A 21639-nucleotide genomic window follows, 5' to 3' on the forward strand; every position below is an offset into this window, starting at 1 on the left:
CCCAGGACCAGCGGCGGCCGCAGCCAAACCTAGAGCTGCACTCCCAGCAGGGCGTCCACCGTGTCGGCGACCTGGCGTGGCGACGTCGCGTCATGCCCGCCGTAGGCCAGCGCGTCGGTACACCAACCATCCAGTGCGGCAAGGGCTTTCGGGGTGTCCAGGTCGTCGGCGAGGTACTGGCGCACCCGGGCCACCACATCGGTGGCATCCGGCCCGGCGGGCAGCGCGGTAGCGCTGCGCCAGTGCTGCAGCCGGCGGTTGGCCTCCTCCAGCCCCGCGTCGCTCCAGTACCGGTCCGACCGGTAATGGCCCGCAAACAGTCCGAGCCGCACGGCTGACGGATCGACGCCGTCGGCACGCAGCCGTGACACCAGCACCAGGTTGCCGCGGCTCTTGCTCATCTTGTGCCCGTCCCAGCCGATCATCCCGGCGTGTACGTAGTGCCGGGCGAATCGCCGCTCGCCGGTGACGCATTCGGCGTGCGCGGCGGAGAACTCGTGGTGCGGGAAGATCAGATCGCTGCCGCCGCCCTGGATGTCCACGACCGAGCCGATCCGGCTCAGCGCGATCGCCGAGCATTCCACGTGCCAGCCGGGCCGGCCGGGCCCGAACGGCGAGGGCCAGCTCGGCTCACCCGGGCGCTGCGCCCGCCAGAGCAGGGCGTCGAGTTGGTCGGTCTTGCCGACGCGGTCGGGATCACCGCCACGCTCGCCGAACAGCCGCAGCATGAGGTCACGGTCATAGCCCGACTCGTAGCCGAACTGCACGGTGGCGTCGGCACGGTAGTAGACGTCGGGATATTCGGCGTCGTCGACGACGTAGGCCGCGCCGGAGGCCATCATCTTCTCCACCAGCTCGACCACCTCGGCGATCGCGTCGGTGGCGGCCACGTAGTCCCGCGGCGGCAGGACCCGCAGCGCGGTCATGTCGTCGCGGAACAGCTGGGTTTCGCGGTCGCCGAGGTCACGCCAGTCGATGCCGTCGCGAGCGGCTCGCTCGAACAGTGGGTCGTCGACATCGGTGATGTTCTGGACGTAGTGCACGGTGTGCCCGGCGTCCAGCCACAGCCGATGTACCAGGTCGAAGGTCAGATACGTGGCCGCATGCCCGAGATGTGTGGCGTCGTACGGCGTGATGCCACACACGTACATGGTGGCCGTCGGCCCCGGGGCAACGGGCCGGATCTGCCCGTCTGCGGTGTCGTACAGCCGCAGTTGCGGACCCCGCCCCGGCAGTACCGGAATTGATGGCGCCGACCACGACTGCATGGCCTCGACTCTAAGGTGCTCGCTCAGGACGGCCTCCCGCCGGTCGGTCCGGCACAGTTCAGGTAGACAGACAAGTTCAGGTAGACAGACAAATGGGCGCGCGAATCCATTCCCGCCTCGCTGTGCCCAATTCTCATCGGGCCATCCCGATCGCCTCCAACAGGATCGGCGCCAACTCCTGACGGCACATGACGAAATCCGGCAGGTACGGGTCGGCGCGGTTGTACCGCAACGGCGAGCCGTCCAGCCGCGAGGCGTGCAGACCGGCGGCCAGCACCACACCCGCGGGGGCGGCCGAATCCCACTCCCACTGCCCACCGGCGTGGATGTAGGCGTCCACATCACCGCGCACCACGGCCATCGCCTTGGCCCCGGCCGAGCCGATGCGCACCAGCCGGAAATCCAGATGCTCACGGATCCGCCAGAGCACCGCCGGGGGCCGATTGGAGCTCGCCGTGACCAACAGTGGCCCGTCGCGCCGTGGCCCAGGCGGGCGGACGGTATCGCTGCGGTAGACCTCGCCGCGGGCCGGCAGGGCCACCACGGCATCCGATAGTCCCCCGTCGACACCCACCGAGCGTTGCCACAACGCGATGTGCACCGCCCAGTCCTCACGGCCGGGCAGCGAGAACTCGTGCGTGCCGTCCACCGGATCGACGATCCAGACCCGGTCGGCGTCGACCCGGGACAGGTCGTCGACCGCCTCCTCGCTGAGCACCGAATCCCGGGGGCGGGCCTGGGCCAGGCGGTCGAGGATCAGCGCGTTGGACCGCCGGTCCCCCTCGTCGCCGAGGTAGTACGGGTCGTAGAAACCGACCTCCTCGCGCACGGCCAACAGCAACTCACCGGCCTCCTTGGCCACGGCGGCAGCCAGGTCGGCGTCGGTCGAGTGCACCGGATCAGTATCGGTGGCGCGTCGAACTGGTGCGTTGGCGGGGTTCGTTGTGCCAGTAAAGTCGGGCCACGTCGTCCAGTTGAGGAGATCCATGGCCGAGCAGACCCCGACCGACAACCTGTCCGACTCGTGGCGGTGGAAGTTCGATTTCTTTAACACCTACGGCCAGCCGAACTCGACGCCGGCAGCCAAGGCCGCCTACCGCAACCTCAGCTTCATGGCCAAGCTGCGGCTCAACTCGAACATCTTGGCTTTCCTGTTCGGCCCGATCTATTTCTTCGTCAAAGGCATGTGGCGCAAAGGTTTGACGCTGTTGGCGTTGACCGTCGTGGTCGCGGCAGTGGGGGTGTCGCTCGGTGTCAGCGATACGATCGCCCGGGCCATCGGACTCGGTATCGCGGCGCTGGCGATGTCCACCGCCAACTACGCGTACTACCTTCATGTGGTGCGCGGCAGCCAATCCTGGAATCCGTTCGAGGGATTCGGGCGCGCGGGTTAAAAGGCCGGCCACGGGATCGGCCGATGCCGATCCGGGGTCGGCATCACCGGGTTCTCCAGTAGCCCAACGATTCTGGACCGCAACGCGGCGATCTCGGCGTCGGTGATGTGCGGGCACAGTTGCTCTGCCAGGTCACTGAATCCGTCACGCAATGCGGTGACGTCGGCCAGCGTTTCGTCGTCGACGGGCTTGCCGGCCCAGCCCCACAGCACCGTGCGCAGCTTGTCCTCGACGTGCAAGCTCACCCCGTGGTCCACGCCGTAGACCGCGCCGTCGAGACCGGCCAGGACATGCCCGCCCTTACGGTCGGCGTTGTTGATCAGGACGTCGAACACCGCCAGCCGGAACAGCCGGGGATCGTCGGCGTGCACCAGGGTCACTTCGTCACCGGTGTAGTCGTAGGCCTGCAGGATCGGCAGGAAACCCGGCGGAATGTGCCCGGCCGGCAGCAGATCCACCAGATCGGGGCCGGCGCCGGGCTCATCGCCCACCTGGTCGCCCGGCTGGTCCACCCACAGCTGCAACATGCCGGGCCCGGCCGGACCGTCACGAACAATGGTGTGCGGCACAATGTTCCAGCCCAATGCCACCGAGATCAGGTAGGCGGACAGCTCACGCCCGGCCAGTGTGCCGTCGGGAAAATCCCACAGCGGCGCCTCACCCCGGACCGGCTTGTACACGCAGTGCACCTGCCGGTCTGCGATGGTGGCCTCGCACAGGAAGGTGGCGTTGCTCGCCGACCGGATGCGGCCGATCACGGTCAGCTCACCGTCGGCCAGCACCGTGGCGTCAGGTGTCTGCGGCATCGTCGGACCCGGCCACCTCACCGCGCCGATAACCGTTGGTACGAACGCAGATGTGGCCGTCGGGGTCCAGTGGCTCATCGCACAGCGGGCACGGTGGACGTCCGGCCGAGATCACCCGATTGGACCGGGTGGCGAACTCGCGGGCCGACTCCGGGGTGAGAAACACCCGGACCGCATCGGGCCCGTCCTCGGCATCGTCGAGGACCACCGAGGCGTCGAACTCCCCTTCGGACACGGCGAGCAACTCGACCACGACGGTCTGCGCCTCCGAATCCCAGCCCAGCCCCATCGTCCCGACCCGGAACTCGGCATCGACCGGCGTGACCAGCGGCTGCAGGTCGCTCACCTCACCGGTGTCCGGCGGGATCGGCGTGCCGAAACGGCGATTGATCTCGGTCAGCAACGCCGCAATGCGCTCAGCCAGCACCGCGACCTGCTGCTTCTCCAAGATCACCGAGATCACCCGTTTGTCGTGGACCGCCTGCAGGTAGAACGTGCGGTTACCGGGTTGGCCGACAGTCCCGGCCACAAAGCGGTCGGGTGTGCGGAATACGTGAATTGCGCGGGCCATGGCACCTTCCAAAATACCGGTATCGGCACTGCGGGTCAGTCGGTGGACCCACCCACGACGGCATCCGTGGCGGGTTTGGCGGCCAAGCCCGCACTCAATTGCGGGCCGGTGTGGTTGATGTGCATGACGAACGGACGCATGTCGGTGTAGCGGATCACACTCATCGAGGCCGGGTCGGCGGTTATGCGCTGAAATCCGTCCAGGTGCACACCGAGCGCGTCGGCCAGCACCGCCTTGATCACGTCGCCGTGGGTACAGGCCAGCCAGAGCACGTCGGCGCCGTGTTCGTCGGCCAGCGCCCGGTCCCGCTCGCGCACCGCGGCCACCGCCCGGGCCTGCACCTGGGCCAGGCCTTCCCCGTCGGGAAACACCGCGGCACTGGGCTGCTGCTGGACCACCTTCCACAGGGGTTCCTTCACCAGTTCGCCGATGGCGCGTCCGGTCCAGCTGCCGTAGTCCACCTCGGTAAGCCGCTCGTCGACGATCGGTGCCAGCCCGAGCGCAGTGGCCAGTGGCACCACCGTGCGCTCGCAACGCAACAGCGGCGAGCGCACGATCGCGGTCAGCGGCAGTTCCCCGAGGCGCGCGGCCAGGCCGGCCGCCTGCTCGGCACCGCGCTCGTCGAGGTCGACGCCGTCGCTCCGGCCGGCCAGGGTGTGCGCGGTGTTCGAGGTCGAACGGCCGTGCCGCAGCAGGATCACGGTCATCTCTCAATCCTCACTATCGGGTCGTGCACTGTCTGAAATCATTGCGCGGCCACCACTCCGGTGCCCAGCAGCGCCAGCACCACCGCGCCCAGCACGATGCGATAGCCGACGAACCAGTACATGCTGTGCGACACCAGGAATTTCAGGAACCAGGCGATGGCCGCGAAGCCGACGACGAACGCGATCACCGTGGCCACCAGCAGCTGGGCGCCGCTGGCGCTCATCCCCTCCCCGACCGGATGAAAGGCATCCGGCAGGGAGAACAGCCCCGAGGCGAAGACCGCGGGGATCGCCAGCAGGAAACCGAACCGGGCCGCCAACTCGCGCTCCATGCCGAGGAAGAGCCCGGCGCTGATCGTCGCACCCGAGCGCGACACCCCCGGTACCAGCGCCAGACACTGGGCCAGACCCACCACGATGCTGTCGCGCCAGGTCAACTGCTCGACACGGCGCGTCTGCCGGCCGTAGTACTCGGCCGCGGCGATCACCGCCGAGAACACGATCAACGCAGTCGCCACCAGCCACAGATTCCTTGCGCCGGTACGGATCTCGTCTTTGAACAGCAGCCCGAAAACCCCGATGGGAATGCTGCCGATGATCACCCACCAGCCCAGCCAGTAGTCGGCGGAGCGGTGCGCGGCGACGAACAATCCGTTGAACCAGGCCCTGATGATGCGCACGATGTCGCGGGCGAAGTACACCAGCACCGCCAGCTCGGTTCCCAGTTGGGTGACAGCGGTGAACGAGGCGCCCGCGTCGTCGGAGAAGAACACCCGGGACGTGATCGCGAGGTGCCCGGACGACGAGACCGGAAGAAACTCGGTGAGTCCCTGGACAATCGACAACACCACCACTTGCAGCCAGGACATGGCACCGACGTCAGTCACGACGACGACCGTACCGTGACGGCAGCGGTGGGTTCGTTCAGCGAGTACCGCGCGAAACCGGCTGCGCGTCGGCGACGGCGTCGCGGACCGTTGCCGACAGGCTGCGTTCGTCAGACAGGTCGATATCGGTCAGTTTGCGGGTGGCCACAGCCACCACGTCGTCCTCCACCGGAACCGGTCCGGACAACCGGGGACGGTAGACCTCGATCATCAGCTGCTGGCGTTCGATGTGGAACGAAAAACTCCGGCCATCGCCAACCTGGCCAAATCCGCTGGCGTGGACACCAGTGGAAATATCCTCCATAGCAAACTCTCGGTTACCCAATTCCCGGTCTGCGGCGAGGGTCATGGTCGAACCATACCTCGACTTATGCCGCGTCGGTCGCAGACTCGACCAATTGCGGCCGACGGCCATGCCTAAACTGGATTCTTGCCCGTCACCGACATCCGTCGCCCGATCGAAAGCCCTCCGTTGCGCCCAATCCTTGCAGGTCAGCCCGTTCGTGCCGGCCTGGTCGCGTTGGCCCTGCTGCTCAGCGCGGGCTGTACATCCCACTCCGCCGACGCGCCGCCACCCACCATCGAGCCCGCTCAGGCCGCTGTTTCACCCCCGGTCACCGTGACCCCGACCGGTGAGATCCGGCAACTGCCCGGGCGCGCCGAGGCCGCGGTGTTCGACCCGGCCACCGCCACCCTGGCCGTGCTGAGCCCCGCCCCCGAGGGCCGGTCCACTCTGAGCCTGGTGACCGGCAACCGGCCGGTGCGCGATGTGGCGCTGGCACCGGCGGCCACGGCGCTGGCCCCCGACGGCCACGGCGCCATCCTGGCCGCCACCCGGGGCGGGTACGTCCGGGTCGACATCGCCACCGCCAAGGCCGACAAAATCGAGGTGGACGGCGCCGCGGACACGGTATTCACTGCGATCGCGCTGCGTGCCGACGGTCGGCCGGTGCTGGGCAGCTCCGACGGAGCGCTCTATACGCTGGGCGACGACCACACCGTGAGCGTCCGGCTCAAGATCTTCGCGCGAGTGGATTCACTTGTCACACAGGGCAATACCGCAGTGGTGCTGGATCGCGGGCAAACCTCGGTGACCGCCGTCAACCCCGACGGAACCAAGGCCGCCCAGGCGCTGCGGGCCGGCGAGGGCGCCACCACCATGGCCGCCGACGCACGCGGCCGGGTCCTGGTGGCCGACACCCGGGGCGACGAGTTACTGGTGTTCGGCACCGATCCGCTGATCATGCGGCAGCGCTACCCGGTGCCCGCCGCGCCCTACGGTCTGGCCGGATCCGCGCAGCTGGCCTGGGTGTCGCAGACCGCGGCCAACACCGTCATTGGTTACGATCTGTCCACCGGCATACCCGTGGAAAAGGTGCGTTATCGAACCGTGCAGCAACCGAACTCCCTGGCCTACGACGACAAGACCGACACCCTCTACGTGGTGTCCGGCTCGGGAGCCGGTGTTCAGGTGATCCACGATGCGGCGGGCCGCCGATGACCACGATCCAGCAGGGCCGCATGCCGCCGGGGTGGGACAAGGTGGTCGCCGAGGATCTGTCCGAAGAGTACGACTGGATTCCGCTACGCCTGCCTCCTGATGTCACCAGGATCAGCGCCTCGATCCGGTTGTCGATCGAGGCCGAGTACCGCGGCTGGGAACTCACCCGGGTGCGGGCCTACACCGATGGGAGCCGACGGGTGCTGTTGCGCCGCAAGAAAACTGCCTCAACCATGCCGGGCACACCCCAGGCGCCGTCGCTGTGATCTACGGCGCCCTGCGGCGGGCACTGTTTCTGGCGCCCCCAGAACGAATTCACCTGTGGGTGTTCACCCTGCTGCGCGCGGTCACCGGGGTGCCGTTGCTGCGCCGGGCGTTGGCGCGCCGGTTGACCCCGACCGACCCGGTGCTGGCGAGCACGGTGTTCGGGGTGCGGTTCGGCGGCCCGCTGGGCCTTGCCGCCGGTTTCGACAAGGACGGTCGCGGACTGGGCACCTGGGGCGCACTCGGCTTCGGGTACGCCGAGGTCGGCACGGTGACCGCACAGCCGCAACCCGGCAACCCCGAGCCCCGGCTGTTCCGGCTGCCCGCCGATCACGCGCTGCTCAACCGGATGGGGTTCAACAACGAGGGCGCCGGCGCGCTGGCGATCCGACTGGCCCGGCACACCCCCGATGTCCCGATCGGGGTGAACATCGGCAAGACCAAGCTGACGCCGCCGCAGGACGCGGTGGCCGACTACGCCGAGAGCACCCGGCTGGTCAGCGCGCTGGCCGCCTACATCGTGGTCAACGTCAGCTCTCCCAATACCCCGGGGTTACGTGATCTGCAGGCCGTCGAATCGCTGCGTCCCATCCTGGCCGCGGTCAAGGCCGAGACCGACAAGCCGGTGCTGGTCAAGATCGCGCCGGACCTCTCGGACGCCGACATCGACGAAATCGCTGATCTGGCAGTCGAATTGGGCCTGGCCGGCATCGTTGCCACCAACACCACGATATCGAGGGACGGCTTGGCCACCCCCGGTGTCGACGAGCTGGGCAGCGGCGGGATCTCCGGGCGCCCGGTGGCGGCCCGGTCCCTGCAGGTGCTGCGCCGGCTGTATTCCCGGGTGGGCGACAGGCTGGTGTTGATCAGCGTCGGCGGCATCGAGACTTCCGACGACGCCTGGGAACGGATCACCGCGGGCGCCACCCTGCTGCAGGGCTACACCGGGTTCATCTACGGCGGCGGCCTGTGGGCCAAACACATTCACGACGGGATCGCCGAGCGGTTGCGCTCCGGCGGATTCGCCTCGTTGGCCGACGCGGTGGGCTCGGCTGCACGCTGACCGGGCGCGAGCGTGCGCGGAATGCTGCCCCAACACGGAGTGGCGGGCAGCAGACGCGCACGCTCGCGGTGCTAGCCGCTCACTCAGCGCTGCTCGTAGGTGCCGTGGATGACGGCACGCGCGATGGCCTGACCGAAAAGGTTGAAGCCCAGGTAGGCCGGGGTCGCCCCGTCGGGCAGCTCCAGTGACTCGACCGGCAGCGCATGCACGGCGATGTAGTACCGGTGCGGGCCGTGCCCGGCCGGCGGGGCCGCCCCGAGGTAGCGCTTGAGGCTCGCGTCGTTGGCCAGCGTCACCGCACCACCGGGCAGTTCGCCGCCGTCCCCGGCGCCGGCGGGCAACTCGGTGACCGAGGCAGGCAGGTCGGCCACCGCCCAGTGCCAGAAACCTGAAGCCGTCGGCGCATCCGGGTCGTAGACCGTGACCGCGAAGCTCTTGGTCTCGGCCGGGAAACCCGACCAGCTCAGCTGCGGCGAGACGTCGGATCCGCCGGCCCCCATGATCCCGCTGACCTGATCATTGGCCAGCGGCCCGCCGTCGCTGACCGATTCGGAGGTCAGGGTGAACGTCGGCAGCTTCGGCAGGCTGTCGTACGGAGATGTGGTCATGGTTCCCTCTCGTCGTTACTCGTGCGCTCAGCAGTGCTGCAAAAAGTGTTCCAGAACGCCGGCACCGAATTGCAGCGCGTCCACCGGTACCCGCTCGTCGACCCCGTGGAACAGCGCCGCGAAGTCCAGCTCCGGCGGCAGCCGCAGCGGCGCGAAGCCGAAGCAGCGAATCCCCAACCGCTGGAACGACTTCGCATCGGTGCCGCCCGACATCATGTACGGCACGGTGCGGGCCTCTGGATCGAGCGCCAGGATCGCCGCGTTCATCGCGTCCACCAGGTCGCCGTCGAACGTCGTCTCGTAGGACGGCAGGTCACGCTCCCAGCTGCGGGTGACGTCGGGGCCGATCAACTCGTCGACCTCACGCTCGAAGGCCTCCTTGCGGCCCGGCAGCACCCGGCAGTCGATCACCGCCTCGGCCGACGCCGGGATCACGTTGGCCTTGTAACCGGCCTTGAGCATGGTCGGATTGGCGGTGTCGCGCAGGGTGGCCGACACGATCCGGGCCACCCCGCCGAGCTTCGCGATGGTCCCCTCCAAATCCGGCGAGTCCACGTCGAAGCTGTACCCGGTCTCCTCGGCCACCGCGGTGAGGAACTGCTCCACGGCCGGGTTGAGCACCAGCGGGAACCGATGGCGGCCCAGCCGGTCCACCGCACCGGCGATGGCCGTCACGGCGTTGTCGTCGTGCACCATCGAGCCGTGCCCGGCCCGGCCGCGGGCCGTCAGCCGCATCCAGGACAGGCCCTTCTCGGCGGTTTCGATCAGGTAGAGCCGGCGTTCACCGCCGTCCTTGCGGGGCACGGTCAGGGAGAACCCGCCCACCTCGCCGATGGCCTCGGTGACGCCCTCGAACAGGTCGGGCCGGTTGTCCACCAGCCAGTTGGCCCCGTAGGTGCCGCCGTGCTCCTCGTCGGAGACGAACGCGAACAACAGGTCACGCGGGGGCACGATGCCGGCCCGTTTGAAGTGCCGGGCCACCGCGATCATCATCCCGACCATGTCTTTCATGTCGACCGCGCCGCGGCCCCAGACATAGCCGTCCTTGACCGCCCCGGAGAACGGGTGCACGCTCCAGTCGGCCGGCTCGGCGGGTACGACGTCGAGGTGGCCGTGGATCATCAACGCTCCGCGCGACGGGTCGGCCCCGGGCAGCCGGGCGAACACGTTGCCGCGCCCCGGCGCGCCGGCCTCGACGTACTCGGTGCTGTAGCCGACCTCGCGGAGCCGGTCGGCCACCCATTCGGCACAGTCGGCCTCAGGCTTGGTGGTGGCCGGGTCTCCGGTGTTGGACGTGTCGAATCGGATGAGTGCGCTGACGAGATCGACCACCTCGTCGGCGCTGGAGGCGGGGACAGTCACAGTGTCCATTCGTACCACCGAGGCGCCGGTTTGGGCCTGGGGCACTCAATCCGATAGCCTTAGGCGCCCAACCCGCAAGGTTGGCAGGTCCGAGTGGCGGAATGGCAGACGCGCTAGCTTGAGGTGCTAGTGCCCTATTAACGGGCGTGGGGGTTCAAGTCCCCCCTCGGACACAGTTTTTCTCTTTCCTTCGCGTCGAGACGGCGCCGGCGGCTGCCTTGGTTTGGTCGCCAACTCCTTCCATGGTCGATGTCGGCGCCACTGACCGTCGTCAGCGGGCAGCAACCGGAACTCGCTTCGCCGCGCGGCATAGCCAGGGCGGCGAAGCGTCCGCGTTCCCGCCCGTTCGAGCCGCCCGCTTTCGGGCATTCGATGCGCAGATGTTCTGGTCACGTGGGCCGCCGCCCGCAGTGTCACCACTGCGCCGCCCCGCGCCCCGACCCCGACACCGAACGCACTGCTCAGACGTCTGCGGCGGGGACACGCCCGATATGACCTCGAGCACAGTTCCGCATGCTAATTTACTGCGATGTTAATTTACGACGTGGATTGCTGCGGATGCCTCTTGAGGTGAGCGCCACCGGCGCGCCCGCGAGCAGTCGACGTTACCGCGCTGAACCAACGTGTCTGCCCAAATCCGCGAGAGCAAAGGAATGCCATGGCCGCCCCCAGTCCACGTAAACCGCGGCGGACCCAGGGGAAGCACCGTAAGCCGTCGAACTCTCCGGCTTCCGGCTATGCGCACTGGCTGCGAGTGGGCGCGGTCGGCATCGGGCTGGTCGCGTCGGCCGCCAGCGCCGCCGGTGTGGCGTCGGCCGACGATTCCACGCACACGAAATCCAATGCCGGCGCGCCCAGCTCCGGGTCAACAGCCACAAAGAAATCCGTCAGTGCCACCCAGAGCAAAGCCAAGTCGAAACGACCCACCACGACCGGCTCCACGCGCACCCGCAACACCACCGACGACGACGCCGACACCACGACCACCAAAAACTCGAATTCCGCCTCGACAGACGACCCCGATGACTCCGGTGCCACCGGCTCGAGCGCCACCCCGCGCACCGCCACCACCAGGATCCATCGCCGGAAGCAGTCCCACACCGGCACGGCCCCATCGCAGGACACCCCGGCGGGATCGGACCACTCGCCCCAGACGCGCACCGCCCGCCCGACCGCAGCGCCGAAAGCCCAATCCCAGCGCAACCCGGACATCGACACCACACCGTCGGCCCCCGCGGCAGCGGCGCAGTCCGACGCGGTGGTGGAGACGCCCGAACCCGCGCCACTGCCGGCCGCCGCCCCCAGTACTGCGGTCGCCACCGCCGCACCGTCGCCGGTCCAGGTCGCGGCAGCCGAACCCCGGACCACCGGTTTCCAGGCCGTCCTCGACGACGTCCTCGAGACGCTCGGCCTGAGCTACTCCGCCAAGCGCGGTTCCTCCCCCATCGGACCCGTGGACACGGTGGTGCCGGCGGCGTGGCTGGCCTCCCGCCAACTCCACAGCGCCCGGAACGCCGAGCTCCCGGCCGCCACGATCACGACATCGGACGTGCTGCCGGATGCCGCCGTCGATCCCCCGGATCTCACCGAAATAGCCGATTTAGCAGTCGATCTCATCGGCAGAGTGCCGGTCGTCGGCGCGCTCGTGCGGGAACTGCACGACGTCGCGACGTCGAGCCAGACCTACTCCGTCACGGCTGCCGCCGCCGTCCCCACCGATGGCGTCACCACTGCCGCCGCCACCGCCGCCGCCACCGATGCGGCCGCGTTCAACGCCGTCATCCAACGGGCGGTCGACCGACTGGCCGGGGTGAGCACCTGGATCTGGCACCAACTGACCTGGCCCGGACCGCCACACCAGTTCGTCGACGTGGCCAACAACCAGATCGACCGGGTCCTCGACGCCGCCGACGATCAACTCGACGCCTTGATCGCGGCCGCGCCGGCCGGTACCCCGGCACAGGTGGTGTCCGACTTCGTCGACATCCTGCACTTCTGGATGGCCCCGGCGGTCCCGAACTATTCGTTCTCGGACACCCTCAACGCGATGGGCGACTTCCTCAACCGGGTGGTGCCACCGTTCAACATCGTCGACGGGGCGGGCACACTCAGCATCATCTCGGTGTACAAGATCATGGGCGCCGCGGTGGCCGGCACCGCAACGGCCTTGAGCGACATGCTCAACGGCGTCTACGACCTGCAGCAGATCGAGATCGACGTCATCCGCGTCACCACCGGGGCCACCGTGACGCGGTCCGACCTGACCAACTTGACCACTCTCGGAACCAAGGTCGCCGCGTCGATACTCGTGGGCGGCGGCGCTTACAGCAACCCGTCAAAAGTATTGTCCGAGACGACATTACCGGTCTGGACCGCAGAGCAGGTCAATCCGTTCACGATCATGACCTATGTGGCGCTGGTCGGCATGTACAAACGGTTCCAGGAGATTGCCAACTTCGCGAAGTTCACCACCAACACCACATACGAGAGTTGGATCTACACCGTAGATCTCGGGAGCGCCAGCACCCGCTCGCAGTATGCGGCGGGATCGTTCCACGCGTACGACCAGGATGGCCGTCCGGTGAACTTCCAGCCCGCCGACGGGCTCACCTACACCTCGAAGTGGGGCGCGTTGGTGACGATCAACACCTACGACGGTGGATACACCTACACCGCAACGCTTCCCGGCGAAGACTACTTCCACGCGGGTGCGGCCGGCGAGTACGACACCGTGACGATACCCGTATACACAGCGGACGGCGCACCGTATGACATCACCTTCCAGGTCAAGATCATCGACACGGAGAACAGCACTCCCACGGTGACCAATTCGGTCGGCAGCGGCGACGCGCTGGGCGTGGTGCGTGGTACCGCCGCCGGCAGCGACGCCGACGGCGACACCCTGACCTATTCGCTGGTCGGCTCGTCGGTCACCGGCCTGTCCGGCAACTCCGCCTACACCACCAACGGCGGCATCGTCACCCTCGACCCGTCCACCGGCGACTTCACCTACGCCTCGACGTCGACCGGTGGCTCGTCGGCGAGCTTCCAGGTGCAGGTGAACGACGGGCACGGCGGCCTCACCACCACGACAGTCACGGTGCCCAACACCGCCGCGATCACCCCGGCCAACCTCGACACCTCCACCCAGGGCGTCGTCACCGGTGCGCTACCGGCCCCGACCGCCGACGCCGGAATGTTCAGCTACGCGCTGGGCAGCGGCCCGTCATACGGGACGTTGTCGTTCAACCCGGCCACCGGCGCCTTCACCTACACCCGGACCGCCACGGACCACTCCACTCCGGCGGCCGACTCGTTCACCGTGATCGCCACCGACGCGAACGGCCGCACGGTCACCCTCAAGGTGCCCGTCCAGCCGACCGTCGCCGACACCGCGCCCACGCTGACACTCACCACCGCCCCGACGGTCGGCACGCTGTCCGGGTCCACGGACACCACCGGCTCGGCCACGTCGACGCAGACCACCACCGGCAAGTTCACCTCGACCGACGACGACGGCGACACCGTGACCTACAGTGCGAGCACCGGATCCCTGGGCGGAACCCTGACGTTCAACTCCGACGGCAACTTCACCTACACCGGAACCCTGTCGAACAAGGTCCGGCACGCGGCCGCAAAGATCGGCGCAACCGCCGCGCAGATGAACGACACGTTCACCGTCACGGCCAGCGACGGCTATGGCGGGACCGCCACCTACACACTCAATGTGCCGATCTACGCGCTCAACAGCGCGCCCACGGTCGACTCGTGGGGTGTCACCCACCTCCTGGTCACCATCGGCACGGCCGTGAAGGTCAGCGACGCCGACGGTGACTTGACCTCGAACTCGAAGCCGCACAACGGCAATGCCAACGACGGCACACCCTGGTACACGTTCAGCAGGTCGACGAACACCTTCAACTGGTACGGCAGCGGCGGACTGCAGGACTTCTCCGCGAGCGGCACCGGCGATATCACTTTCACCGTCGGCGACGGCTACTACGTCGTCGTCAACGGGGTGGTCACCGGCACGCCGTCGAGCGCCTCGAAGACCGGCTAGCCCGAAAGCAACTTCCCGGCGGCCGCAGCCACCCAACTCAGTTCGCTGTGAAAGATGTCGCTGTGCGCGCCAGACGGACCCGCGTCCGCGACCACCACCTCCGAGGAATCCAGGTTCAGGATCTGCCCCGGCGCGAACGGGTATTCGGCGCCGACCTCGCCCAGCGACTGTGTGTCACAACGAAATGCCCCCAGTGCTCCCATCGCCCGCCAGCGGGCCATCGGATCGTCGAGCCCGGCCGCATCGTCACGTGCCGTCAGCGACGCCAGCGGATAGAACGTCCCCAACGCCCGGTCATGGCTGGAGAAACAGACCGCCATCGGCCCGTCGATCCGGGCCAACCGCCCGACCAGCGCCCCGTCGCCGTCCCGGAACGGCAGCCCCTTGGTGAAGGTGAACCGGGAGAACGCCCCCTGCAGCAGGGTCACGGATTTGACCGGTGACGGGCTGCGCTCGGTGATCCCGTCGAGCGCGAACGACACCAGCCGGGCGCCAAAACTGTGCCCGACCAAGTGGATCCGCAGATCCGGGCGGGCCGCCACGAGGTCGTCGATCGCCGGGCCGAGACCGTTGCGGCCGACGACGCCGGCCCGGTTCTTCATCTTCCAGTAGCTGAGCTGACGCAGCACTTCCTTGGCGCCGTGCCAGATTCTGCTGCCCAGATCGCCCAGCCCGGCCGCACCACCGCCGCCGTCGTCGAATCGCACGCCGGCATCGGCCAGCCGGTCGGCGAACCGGTTGAACACGTCGACGGGTTCGCGCTGGGTGTCGAGCATGCCGGGCACCGGCGCCGGGGCGTCGCGCTCGCCGTCGTCGCAGCCGGCCGCCGTAGCCGTGCTGAACTGTCTCAGCTCGTCGAACATCCGCTGGGCCCGCTGCGCGGTGGGCGGCTTCTCCAACAGGGCCGCAATGGCATCCAGCTGGGCGCTGCCGTCGGGGAACATGTCCTTGAGGTCGGCCAGTTCGGCCGGATCGATAGTGACCGGTTCTGCCTCGATCAGCGCGGGACCGTCCAGCCCAGCGGCTCCCCCACCGCTTCGGGGCGCGGGAGCGGTGTCGAAGTCCGGGATCGGTTCGTCCCGCCACAGTTGCGACGGCCAGCGGATACCGACGAATCCCACCGTCCGGCCCGGGTCGAGCTGATCGGCCAGCAGGGCGAACCAGCGGGCGTACAGCGACTGCGCGGCGCCCTCGTCGTTGTTCCAGCCGTGGGAGAACAGCACGAGGTCGGTCAGGGCTTCGGCGGCGATGCCGTCGCGCAACGCGCTCAGCGTCGCCGCGTCGACGTCGCCCTCGGCGTCGAACACCAACCGCCACAGCGGCCTGCCGTTGATTCTCTCGGTCATGATGACTCCTCGACACTTGTCGGCGAACACGTCAGACGGACTGCAGTGCCCGCATCAGGTCCAGCAGCCCGCCGCCCTGGAACGCCGGGTCGCGGCCGAGGGAGGTGGCTGACTCGGTGAAGATCCGCTTGATCTCCTCGGGTCGTCCGATCAGTTCGCGCTGCACCGACAGGAAGGCGGCGATGGCGCCGGACACGTGCGGTGCGGCCATGCTCGTCCCGGTGGCCTCGATGTACATCGCCGCGCCCTGCGCCGGGGCATCGGTCTGGCGCAGCACATCGTCACGCATCCTGCCCGCCGCCACCGAGGTGATGCGTTCACCGGGGGCCAGCAGGTCCGGTTTGCGTCTGCCGTCCCCGGTGGGCCCCTTCGATGAGAAGTACGACACTCCCGAGGTATGTGGGGCGTCACGATGGGTGGACCCCACGGTGATCGCCCGCTCGGCGTTGCCCGGGTCGTTGATCGTCATGCCCGCACTGAATTTCGTGACGTCGGTGGTGAACAGCGGGTTGAGGGAGACGTAGCCGCTGTTGCCTGCCGCGGCGACCACCACCACTCCGGTGCGTACGGTCTTGTCGACTTCGATGCACAGCGGGCTCTGCCCACAGGCGAACCATTCCGCCGCGAACTCGTAGCCGAGGCTCAGATTCACCCCGTGGATGCGGGGCATCCGCGAGCTCTCGGCGTTGACCTGCCGGACATAGGCCAGGGCCCGCATCACCCGACTCACCCGGGCGGCCTTCTCACCGGGGCCGAGCACCTTGAGGCTGACGAGTTTCGTCTCCGGCGCCATGCCGGCCAGCCGGCCGGGTTCGCCGACCACCCGCCTCTGCAGGATGGGGATATCCCCTTCCGGTGCACCGACATTGAAGCGCTTCTCGGCCACGTACACGTCGTCGGCGGATTTGCCGACCAACCCGCCGGCGATGATGCCCGCGACGTGCGAGCCGTGCCCGTCGACATCCTGCAGCGCGGTCGGCGCGAACGCCGTGTCACCGCCGGTGATCGTGAAATCCCGGTGCAGATCGTGCACCGCCGCATCGGCGACGGTGCCGCGATCCGCGAAATGCGGATGGGTCTCATCGATCCCGGAATCCACTACAGCCCAGACGATTCCAGACCCGTAGCAGGCGAATGTCCGCTGCGCGGGGACCGCTTTGACCGTGGTGGACGACGCGTCGATCTGCGGGTGGGCCTCGAAATCCGGCCAGATCCGGTAGACGGCACGCTCGGGCCAGCTCTGCGGGACGGCATCGGCCGACACCAGCCCTTCGATCTGGCGGGTCGTCAGCTCGCCGACCATGAACTGATCGGCCACCGGGACCGGTTCGCCGTTTCCGTCCAGCAGCCGCCACAGCTCCCGTACCCGGTCCATCGCCGCCGGAACGCCGGCGCCGAACCGCAGATTCAGTTCGATCATGATCGGCCACAAGGTTTCCCGCGACCGCTCGGAATCCTCGTCCGGGGCCGCCAGAAACTTCGCCCGCAGCGGCGGGGTGATCACACCGGCCACCAGCAGATCCCGCGGCGGTGGCGGCTCGGCCGGCGTGGCGGCCACCGCCCGGGCCCGCTCCAGGGGTGCCAGCGCCCGTTCACACGCCTGCCCGGCACCGGACCGGCTGGTGGCGGTCAGCCGCAGCGTCCGCTTCGGCGGCCTGCGCCGGCTGACCAACTTCCGGCCCACCAGGTCCTCGACGACATCGGCGACGCTGCGGTGCCACCGCGGCGTACCGTCGGCGCACAGCCGATCGTCGGTGTCGAAACGCGACGCGAACCGGGCCGCCACCGCCTCCAGAAGTCGCTGGTCGGTGGCGTCGATCTGCTTGGCATCCAGATCACCCAGGGCGCACAGCACCCGATCGGTCCAGATGTCGCTGTCGGACGGACTCACCGCATCACCTCGGCTCACATCGACGCTCTAGATGGCATTCAACACAGAATCGGCCGGCGCGGAGGTGATAGTGCGCCAAATCGGCCATGACGTCGATCGTGGCGCGAACCTGCCCATCCGGCACGCGTAGCCCACTACCCGAATACCCGGCCCGGCGCGCAGCCAGACTTATCCGGGTCGGCGCAGCCACCGTCGGCCATGGCAAAACTCACGTAGTGGATTACTCGATACCACCGGTGCGCACGGCCCCTAGCATCGCTTGGCATGAATGTTGAAGTGGTCCATGACTTCCTGACCGACAGCCCGGCCTGACGCATCGGCACCGGCCATGCGACACCACGTCTTCGCCATCGTCGCGGTCCGGGCCTGGGCCGAGCTCCTCGGCGACTGGATGCGCGGCATCCCGGGGTTCGAAATGGCGGGTACGGCCGCCGACGCCGCCACCGCCCTGGTCGAACTGGCCCGGATCGACTCCCCCGTCGACATCGTGATGATCGAGGTCAGCACCCGGCTGGCGCTGGAATCCGTGGCGGCGTTGCGCCGGGCCGATCCACCGCGAAAGCTCATCGCGGTCGCCCTCGACGACGACCCCGGCGAGGCGATGGCGTGGGCCAGTGTCGGTGCGGCCGGCCTGCTGGGCCGCAACGCGTCGGCCGAACAGCTCGGCCATGCCTTGGTCAACGTCGCGCGCGGCGCGGTGCACTGTTCCGACGAGATATCAGGTGCGCTGCTGCGCGGGATCGGGGCCAATGGTGGCCGGTCCGCGGCCGATGCACACAACGGCCTCACCGACCGCGAACAGGAAGTGGCGCGGCTGCTGGCGCACGGGTTGACGAACAAGGAGATCGCCGACCATCTGCACATCTCCCCCGGGACGGTGAAAAGCCATGTGCACAACGTGATCTGCAAGCTCGGGGTGCGGCGTCGAGCGTATGTGGCCCGCAAGCTGGGCCACGCCGGCGCCGCGGTTCGGGTCAGGGAGTCCGCGCCGGCCGGACATACGGGCGCAGCGGAGGCGGGCTGGTGTTCCACCGGCGCTGCCGGCGAAGGACAGCTGACTCGCCACCTGAGCTGAGGTCGAGCTCGCCGATGAGCCGGCGGTGTTCGGCCCGCAGACCGTCCTGACGTTGCTTGACCGCGAGCAGATCTTCCCGCATCTGCTCGACGGTTCTTTTGGTCTTCTTGGTTGCCATGACTCTCGTGCTACTGCGGCGCCGGCGGCGTTGTCAATGCCGGCGCCGATAAACCACCCGAAAGATATAGGCCGGGTGGCGATGTCGATACATCCGTGACCCCCACACGGGGCACCGTGAAAATCGACCGGTCGGGCAATTGTGGCGCCAGGTGCGGCCGCGCACCATTGCGCTATGAGTCAGGCGCCGACCCCCCAACCACCGCAGCAGAGTGCGCGGGCGGCCGACACCGACGCCATTCTCGGTGAGCTGAAGTCACTGCGGGACACCGTGGTTCCCGATCCAGCGATATGTGTGGCCATCCTGGACGGCCCCGTCGATCTGAGCCATCCGTGTTTCGCCGACGCAGAGATCACCCGCGCCGATTCGCTGGTTCTCGACGAAGCCGGGACCGGTGCCATGTCCGGCCACGGCACCCACGTGGCCAGCGTCGTGTTCGGCAAACCGGACACCGGCGCGCTGGGCCTGGCCGCCGGCTGCCGCGGGCTGTCGGTCCCGATCTTCACCGACAGCACCGGGCGACTGTCCCAGCTCGATCTGGCCCGCGCCATCGAACGTGCGATGGCCGGTGGGGCGACCGTGATCAACATCAGCGGTGGCGAACTCGTGGAGCGCGGCGAACCGGACCCGTTGTTGGCCCGCACGGTGGAGTCCTGCGAACGCAACGGGGTGCTGATCGTCGCCGCGGCCGGCAACGACGGCTGTGACTGCCTGCACGTACCCGCCGCGCTGCCCACGGTGCTGGCCGTCGGCGCCCTCGGCCGCGACGGAACGGCGTTGCCGTCGAGCAACTTCGGCGACCGTTACCTGGTCAACGGGGTGCTGGCGCCGGGCGAGGCGATCCCCGGTGCCCTCCCGGGCGGCGGGATCGCCGAGCTCACCGGTTCCAGCTTCGCCACCCCCATCGTCAGCGCCCTGGCCGCCCTGCTGCTGTCCGCGCAACGGCGCCGCGGCGAGGCGATCGACATCGACGCGGTACGCCGGGCGGTCCTGGCCGCCGCCCAACCCTGCGGTTCGCCCACCGCCGATCCAGACCCCCGCTGCCTGGCGGGAATTCTCAACGTCCACGGCGCACATGCGCTGATCACCCAAGGAGACACCGTGACCGAGACAGCTGCAACACCGATCATCGAACCCGAGCCGGCCGGCGTGACACCGTCGTGTGGTGGCGCACCGTGCACCTGCGGAGCCACCGCGGCAGCCGAGGCCGCGCCGGCGGCCCCGGCACACGAAGCGCCGACCCCGCCCCAGGCCGCCCATCCGCTGCCGGCCTCAAATGTGTTCGCACTGGGAAACATCGGATTCGACTTCGGCACCGAGGCGCGCCGTGACGGCTTCCGCCAACTCATGCCGACGGTCGAGAGCACGGACGAAACACCCATCGTGAGCGAACCCAATCCGTACGACGCGGTCCAGCTCGCCAACTACCTCGACGAGCACCCCTGGGAGTCGACGAAACTCATCTGGACGATGAACCTGAACCTCACCCCGATCTACGCGATCGAGGCGGAGGTCACGTATCACGAAGCCGTGTACCAGATGCTGCGCCACGCACTGCGCTGCCAGGTGCTCCCGGCCGAGGACGACGAGTTCATCTCGCGGGTGTCACTGCCCGGCGTGCTCACCAGCCGCACCGTGACAACGTTTGCCGGGCAACGCCTTCCGGTGATCGTGGTGCAGCGTCGCGGCCTCTACACCTGGAACGAGAACAACCTGGTGCGAGCCGTGCTGGGGGCAATCGACTTCGACCGGCTGACCAACCAGCTCGGCATCGACCGGTCCAAGGCGCAAGCCCGCACCGAGCTCAAGCTGCGGCAGATGCTCGACAAGGTCTACTACGAACTGCGCAATCTCGGCCAGTCGTCGGCAGATCGGGCGATCAACTACACCGCCACCAACGCATTCATCTTCTCCGACATCATGGCCAAGGGCCTGTTGGCCGGCGAGTTGGTGGACGGCGATGTCACCAGCCTGTATTCGCTCGAGAGCATCAGCGCGGTGAAGAGCCCGTTCGGCCGGCTCGACTGCGACTGCTGGGACGTCAAGATCACGTTCTTCTCCCCCGAGAACGAGCGCCGGGCCCGGGTGGTCTACCAGGCCACCGTCGACGTCAGTGATCCATGGCCGGTTCAACTGGCGCCCATCCATCAGTACCTGGTTTCAGGAGGTTAGGAATATGAGTACCCATTCTCGGCAGGCGCCCGCCGCCGCGTTGCCCCCGCAGCGGGCCGGTATCGCACGTCTCGACGGCGCCGAAGCTGCCGGCCGCCCGGGCGGCCCCGGATCAGGTTCGGTACAGGCCTCAGTCAGCTGCGGAGACCTTCCCGGACTGGCCCGTTCGATGTGTTACGCCGCCAAGGGGATCAAGTACTAGCAGGGGATCAAGTACTAGCGCCGTCGAGCCCGGAAAGGAGCGAATCGCAAACCAACACAACCGGTGAATTCTCACCAGTCGAACACTCGAAAAACACAACCAGAAAGTAGAAACCCATGAGTACAGCACATGAGATGTTGCCGCCCCAGGCGTCGCCGATCGACCGGACGCCGGCCGGGGCCGCCGCATTCACCAACCAGGCGGGCGTGTCGGCCTCGTTCGACTTCCCGTGGGAGCAAGTCGCCACCACCGGAATCGGAATCCTGGGCGGCCTGCTCTGAAACCTGTTGCGGCGCATCGGTGGCCGTCGCACCACCGATGCGCCGCACTCCCGCACGCCCCCT

Annotated in this window: 22 protein-coding genes and 1 tRNA gene; 11 read left to right on the plus strand and 12 right to left on the minus strand. The window is 68.2% G+C overall.

The window, feature by feature from the left end:
• Positions 1–29: 29 nt before the first annotated feature.
• Positions 30–1268 carry a cysteine--1-D-myo-inosityl 2-amino-2-deoxy-alpha-D-glucopyranoside ligase gene (gene mshC / locus FR943_RS16680; RefSeq protein WP_217159152.1) on the minus strand — a complete coding sequence of 413 codons (1239 nt, stop codon included), beginning with the start codon at positions 1266–1268 and terminating at the stop codon, positions 30–32.
• A gap of 133 nt (positions 1269–1401) precedes the next feature.
• Positions 1402–2163: a 3'(2'),5'-bisphosphate nucleotidase CysQ gene (locus FR943_RS16685; protein WP_217159155.1), complete on the minus strand. Its 762-nt coding sequence runs from the start codon at positions 2161–2163 to the stop codon at positions 1402–1404.
• 91 nt (positions 2164–2254) lie between these two features.
• Here FR943_RS16685 and FR943_RS16690 point away from each other — a divergent pair, with 91 nt between their 5' ends.
• Positions 2255–2662 (plus strand): DUF2628 domain-containing protein, encoded by a 408-nt coding sequence (locus tag FR943_RS16690; RefSeq protein ID WP_217159158.1) that lies wholly within the window; start codon positions 2255–2257, stop codon positions 2660–2662.
• Here FR943_RS16690 and FR943_RS16695 read toward each other — a convergent pair.
• Genes FR943_RS16695 through FR943_RS16715 form a run of 5 tightly spaced genes read right to left on the minus strand, consistent with a single transcriptional unit; the run spans position 2659 to position 5982 of the window.
• Positions 2659–3468, minus strand: a complete 810-nt coding sequence (locus FR943_RS16695) for an Rv2133c family protein (RefSeq protein ID WP_217159160.1) — start codon at positions 3466–3468, stop codon at positions 2659–2661. The genes FR943_RS16690 and FR943_RS16695 overlap by 4 nt on opposite strands.
• Positions 3452–4039, minus strand: a complete 588-nt coding sequence (locus FR943_RS16700; protein WP_217159162.1) for an Rv2134c family protein — start codon at positions 4037–4039, stop codon at positions 3452–3454. Before FR943_RS16700 ends, FR943_RS16695 begins: the two co-directional genes overlap by 17 nt.
• A gap of 35 nt (positions 4040–4074) precedes the next feature.
• A complete protein-coding gene (locus FR943_RS16705; RefSeq protein ID WP_217159165.1) occupies positions 4075–4746 on the minus strand; it encodes a histidine phosphatase family protein in 672 nt (223 codons plus the stop codon).
• 38 nt (positions 4747–4784) lie between these two features.
• Complete coding sequence (locus FR943_RS16710) at positions 4785–5615, minus strand: undecaprenyl-diphosphate phosphatase (RefSeq protein ID WP_217159696.1); 831 nt, start codon at positions 5613–5615, stop codon at positions 4785–4787.
• A 55-nt stretch (positions 5616–5670) separates the two neighbouring features.
• Positions 5671–5982 carry a hypothetical protein gene (locus tag FR943_RS16715; protein ID WP_217159166.1) on the minus strand — a complete coding sequence of 104 codons (312 nt, stop codon included), beginning with the start codon at positions 5980–5982 and terminating at the stop codon, positions 5671–5673.
• Positions 5983–6090: 108 nt separating this feature from the next.
• Here FR943_RS16715 and FR943_RS16720 point away from each other — a divergent pair, with 108 nt between their 5' ends.
• Genes FR943_RS16720 through FR943_RS16730 form a run of 3 tightly spaced genes read left to right on the plus strand, consistent with a single transcriptional unit; the run spans position 6091 to position 8461 of the window.
• The gene (locus tag FR943_RS16720; protein WP_372448177.1) at positions 6091–7134 is read left to right on the plus strand and encodes a YncE family protein; all 1044 of its coding nucleotides are present in this window, start codon (positions 6091–6093) and stop codon (positions 7132–7134) included.
• Positions 7131–7400: a DUF5703 family protein gene (locus FR943_RS16725; RefSeq protein WP_217159169.1), complete on the plus strand. Its 270-nt coding sequence runs from the start codon at positions 7131–7133 to the stop codon at positions 7398–7400. Before FR943_RS16720 ends, FR943_RS16725 begins: the two co-directional genes overlap by 4 nt.
• Positions 7397–8461 carry a quinone-dependent dihydroorotate dehydrogenase gene (locus tag FR943_RS16730; RefSeq protein WP_308170581.1) on the plus strand — a complete coding sequence of 355 codons (1065 nt, stop codon included), beginning with the start codon at positions 7397–7399 and terminating at the stop codon, positions 8459–8461. Before FR943_RS16725 ends, FR943_RS16730 begins: the two co-directional genes overlap by 4 nt.
• Positions 8462–8544: 83 nt before the next feature.
• Here FR943_RS16730 and FR943_RS16735 read toward each other — a convergent pair whose 3' ends face one another.
• The gene (locus FR943_RS16735; protein WP_217159170.1) at positions 8545–9069 is read right to left on the minus strand and encodes a YbhB/YbcL family Raf kinase inhibitor-like protein; all 525 of its coding nucleotides are present in this window, start codon (positions 9067–9069) and stop codon (positions 8545–8547) included.
• Between the two features lie 27 nt (positions 9070–9096).
• On the minus strand, positions 9097–10440 hold the full coding sequence (locus FR943_RS16740; RefSeq protein WP_217159174.1) for a M20/M25/M40 family metallo-hydrolase: 1344 nt from the start codon (positions 10438–10440) through the stop codon (positions 9097–9099).
• Between the two features lie 78 nt (positions 10441–10518).
• On the opposite strand from FR943_RS16740, the gene FR943_RS16745 reads away from it, so the two are divergent.
• Positions 10519–10604: transfer RNA gene (locus FR943_RS16745), tRNA-Leu, on the plus strand.
• 562 nt (positions 10605–11166) lie between these two features.
• Here the strand turns inward: FR943_RS16745 and FR943_RS16750 are convergent.
• Positions 11167–11751 carry a hypothetical protein gene (locus tag FR943_RS16750; protein ID WP_217159176.1) on the minus strand — a complete coding sequence of 195 codons (585 nt, stop codon included), beginning with the start codon at positions 11749–11751 and terminating at the stop codon, positions 11167–11169.
• On the opposite strand from FR943_RS16750, the gene FR943_RS26775 reads away from it, so the two are divergent.
• Positions 11693–14491 carry an Ig-like domain-containing protein gene (locus FR943_RS26775; RefSeq protein ID WP_217159178.1) on the plus strand — a complete coding sequence of 933 codons (2799 nt, stop codon included), beginning with the start codon at positions 11693–11695 and terminating at the stop codon, positions 14489–14491. The two genes, FR943_RS16750 and FR943_RS26775, sit on opposite strands and share 59 nt — an antisense overlap.
• Here FR943_RS26775 and FR943_RS16760 read toward each other — a convergent pair.
• Together FR943_RS16760 and FR943_RS16765 are read right to left on the minus strand one after the other, a co-directional pair.
• On the minus strand, positions 14488–15837 hold the full coding sequence (locus tag FR943_RS16760; RefSeq protein WP_217159180.1) for an alpha/beta fold hydrolase: 1350 nt from the start codon (positions 15835–15837) through the stop codon (positions 14488–14490). The two genes, FR943_RS26775 and FR943_RS16760, sit on opposite strands and share 4 nt — an antisense overlap.
• 31 nt (positions 15838–15868) lie before the next feature.
• Positions 15869–17728, minus strand: a complete 1860-nt coding sequence (locus FR943_RS16765; protein ID WP_308170582.1) for a S8 family peptidase — start codon at positions 17726–17728, stop codon at positions 15869–15871.
• 328 nt (positions 17729–18056) lie between these two features.
• Here FR943_RS16765 and FR943_RS16770 point away from each other — a divergent pair, with 328 nt between their 5' ends.
• The 5 genes from FR943_RS16770 to FR943_RS16790 all read left to right on the plus strand — a co-directional run bounded on the left by FR943_RS16770 (position 18057) and on the right by FR943_RS16790 (position 21576).
• Positions 18057–18803 (plus strand): response regulator transcription factor, encoded by a 747-nt coding sequence (locus FR943_RS16770; RefSeq protein ID WP_217159182.1) that lies wholly within the window; start codon positions 18057–18059, stop codon positions 18801–18803.
• 25 nt (positions 18804–18828) lie between these two features.
• Entirely contained in the window at positions 18829–19020 is a 192-nt protein-coding gene (locus FR943_RS16775; RefSeq protein WP_217159185.1) for a hypothetical protein, read from the plus strand.
• A gap of 75 nt (positions 19021–19095) precedes the next feature.
• Positions 19096–21093: a S8 family serine peptidase gene (locus tag FR943_RS16780; RefSeq protein ID WP_217159188.1), complete on the plus strand. Its 1998-nt coding sequence runs from the start codon at positions 19096–19098 to the stop codon at positions 21091–21093.
• A 4-nt stretch (positions 21094–21097) separates the two neighbouring features.
• Complete coding sequence (locus FR943_RS16785; protein ID WP_217159191.1) at positions 21098–21295, plus strand: hypothetical protein; 198 nt, start codon at positions 21098–21100, stop codon at positions 21293–21295.
• 116 nt (positions 21296–21411) lie between these two features.
• Positions 21412–21576: a hypothetical protein gene (locus tag FR943_RS16790; RefSeq protein ID WP_217159194.1), complete on the plus strand. Its 165-nt coding sequence runs from the start codon at positions 21412–21414 to the stop codon at positions 21574–21576.
• Positions 21577–21639: the final 63 nt, after the last annotated feature.

This window comes from [Mycobacterium] fortunisiensis (assembly GCF_019050325.1).
Lineage (GTDB): Bacteria > Actinomycetota > Actinomycetes > Mycobacteriales > Mycobacteriaceae > Mycobacterium > Mycobacterium fortunisiensis.

Excerpts from the sequence above, each read along its gene's own strand:
- mshC (WP_217159152.1), bottom strand. The coding sequence starts at position 1,268 with ATGCAGTCGTGGTCGGCGCCATCAATTCCGGTACTGCCGGGGCGGGGT.
- FR943_RS16690 (WP_217159158.1), top strand. The coding sequence starts at position 2,255 with ATGGCCGAGCAGACCCCGACCGACAACCTGTCCGACTCGTGGCGGTGG.
- FR943_RS16695 (WP_217159160.1), bottom strand. The coding sequence starts at position 3,468 with ATGCCGCAGACACCTGACGCCACGGTGCTGGCCGACGGTGAGCTGACC.
- FR943_RS16700 (WP_217159162.1), bottom strand. The coding sequence starts at position 4,039 with ATGGCCCGCGCAATTCACGTATTCCGCACACCCGACCGCTTTGTGGCC.
- FR943_RS16705 (WP_217159165.1), bottom strand. The coding sequence starts at position 4,746 with ATGACCGTGATCCTGCTGCGGCACGGCCGTTCGACCTCGAACACCGCG.
- FR943_RS16710 (WP_217159696.1), bottom strand. The coding sequence starts at position 5,615 with ATGTCCTGGCTGCAAGTGGTGGTGTTGTCGATTGTCCAGGGACTCACC.
- FR943_RS16715 (WP_217159166.1), bottom strand. The coding sequence starts at position 5,982 with ATGACCCTCGCCGCAGACCGGGAATTGGGTAACCGAGAGTTTGCTATG.
- FR943_RS16725 (WP_217159169.1), top strand. The coding sequence starts at position 7,131 with ATGACCACGATCCAGCAGGGCCGCATGCCGCCGGGGTGGGACAAGGTG.
- FR943_RS16735 (WP_217159170.1), bottom strand. The coding sequence starts at position 9,069 with ATGACCACATCTCCGTACGACAGCCTGCCGAAGCTGCCGACGTTCACC.
- FR943_RS16740 (WP_217159174.1), bottom strand. The coding sequence starts at position 10,440 with ATGGACACTGTGACTGTCCCCGCCTCCAGCGCCGACGAGGTGGTCGAT.
- FR943_RS16760 (WP_217159180.1), bottom strand. The coding sequence starts at position 15,837 with ATGACCGAGAGAATCAACGGCAGGCCGCTGTGGCGGTTGGTGTTCGAC.
- FR943_RS16770 (WP_217159182.1), top strand. The coding sequence starts at position 18,057 with ATGCGACACCACGTCTTCGCCATCGTCGCGGTCCGGGCCTGGGCCGAG.
- FR943_RS16780 (WP_217159188.1), top strand. The coding sequence starts at position 19,096 with ATGAGTCAGGCGCCGACCCCCCAACCACCGCAGCAGAGTGCGCGGGCG.
- FR943_RS16785 (WP_217159191.1), top strand. The coding sequence starts at position 21,098 with ATGAGTACCCATTCTCGGCAGGCGCCCGCCGCCGCGTTGCCCCCGCAG.
- FR943_RS16790 (WP_217159194.1), top strand. The coding sequence starts at position 21,412 with ATGAGTACAGCACATGAGATGTTGCCGCCCCAGGCGTCGCCGATCGAC.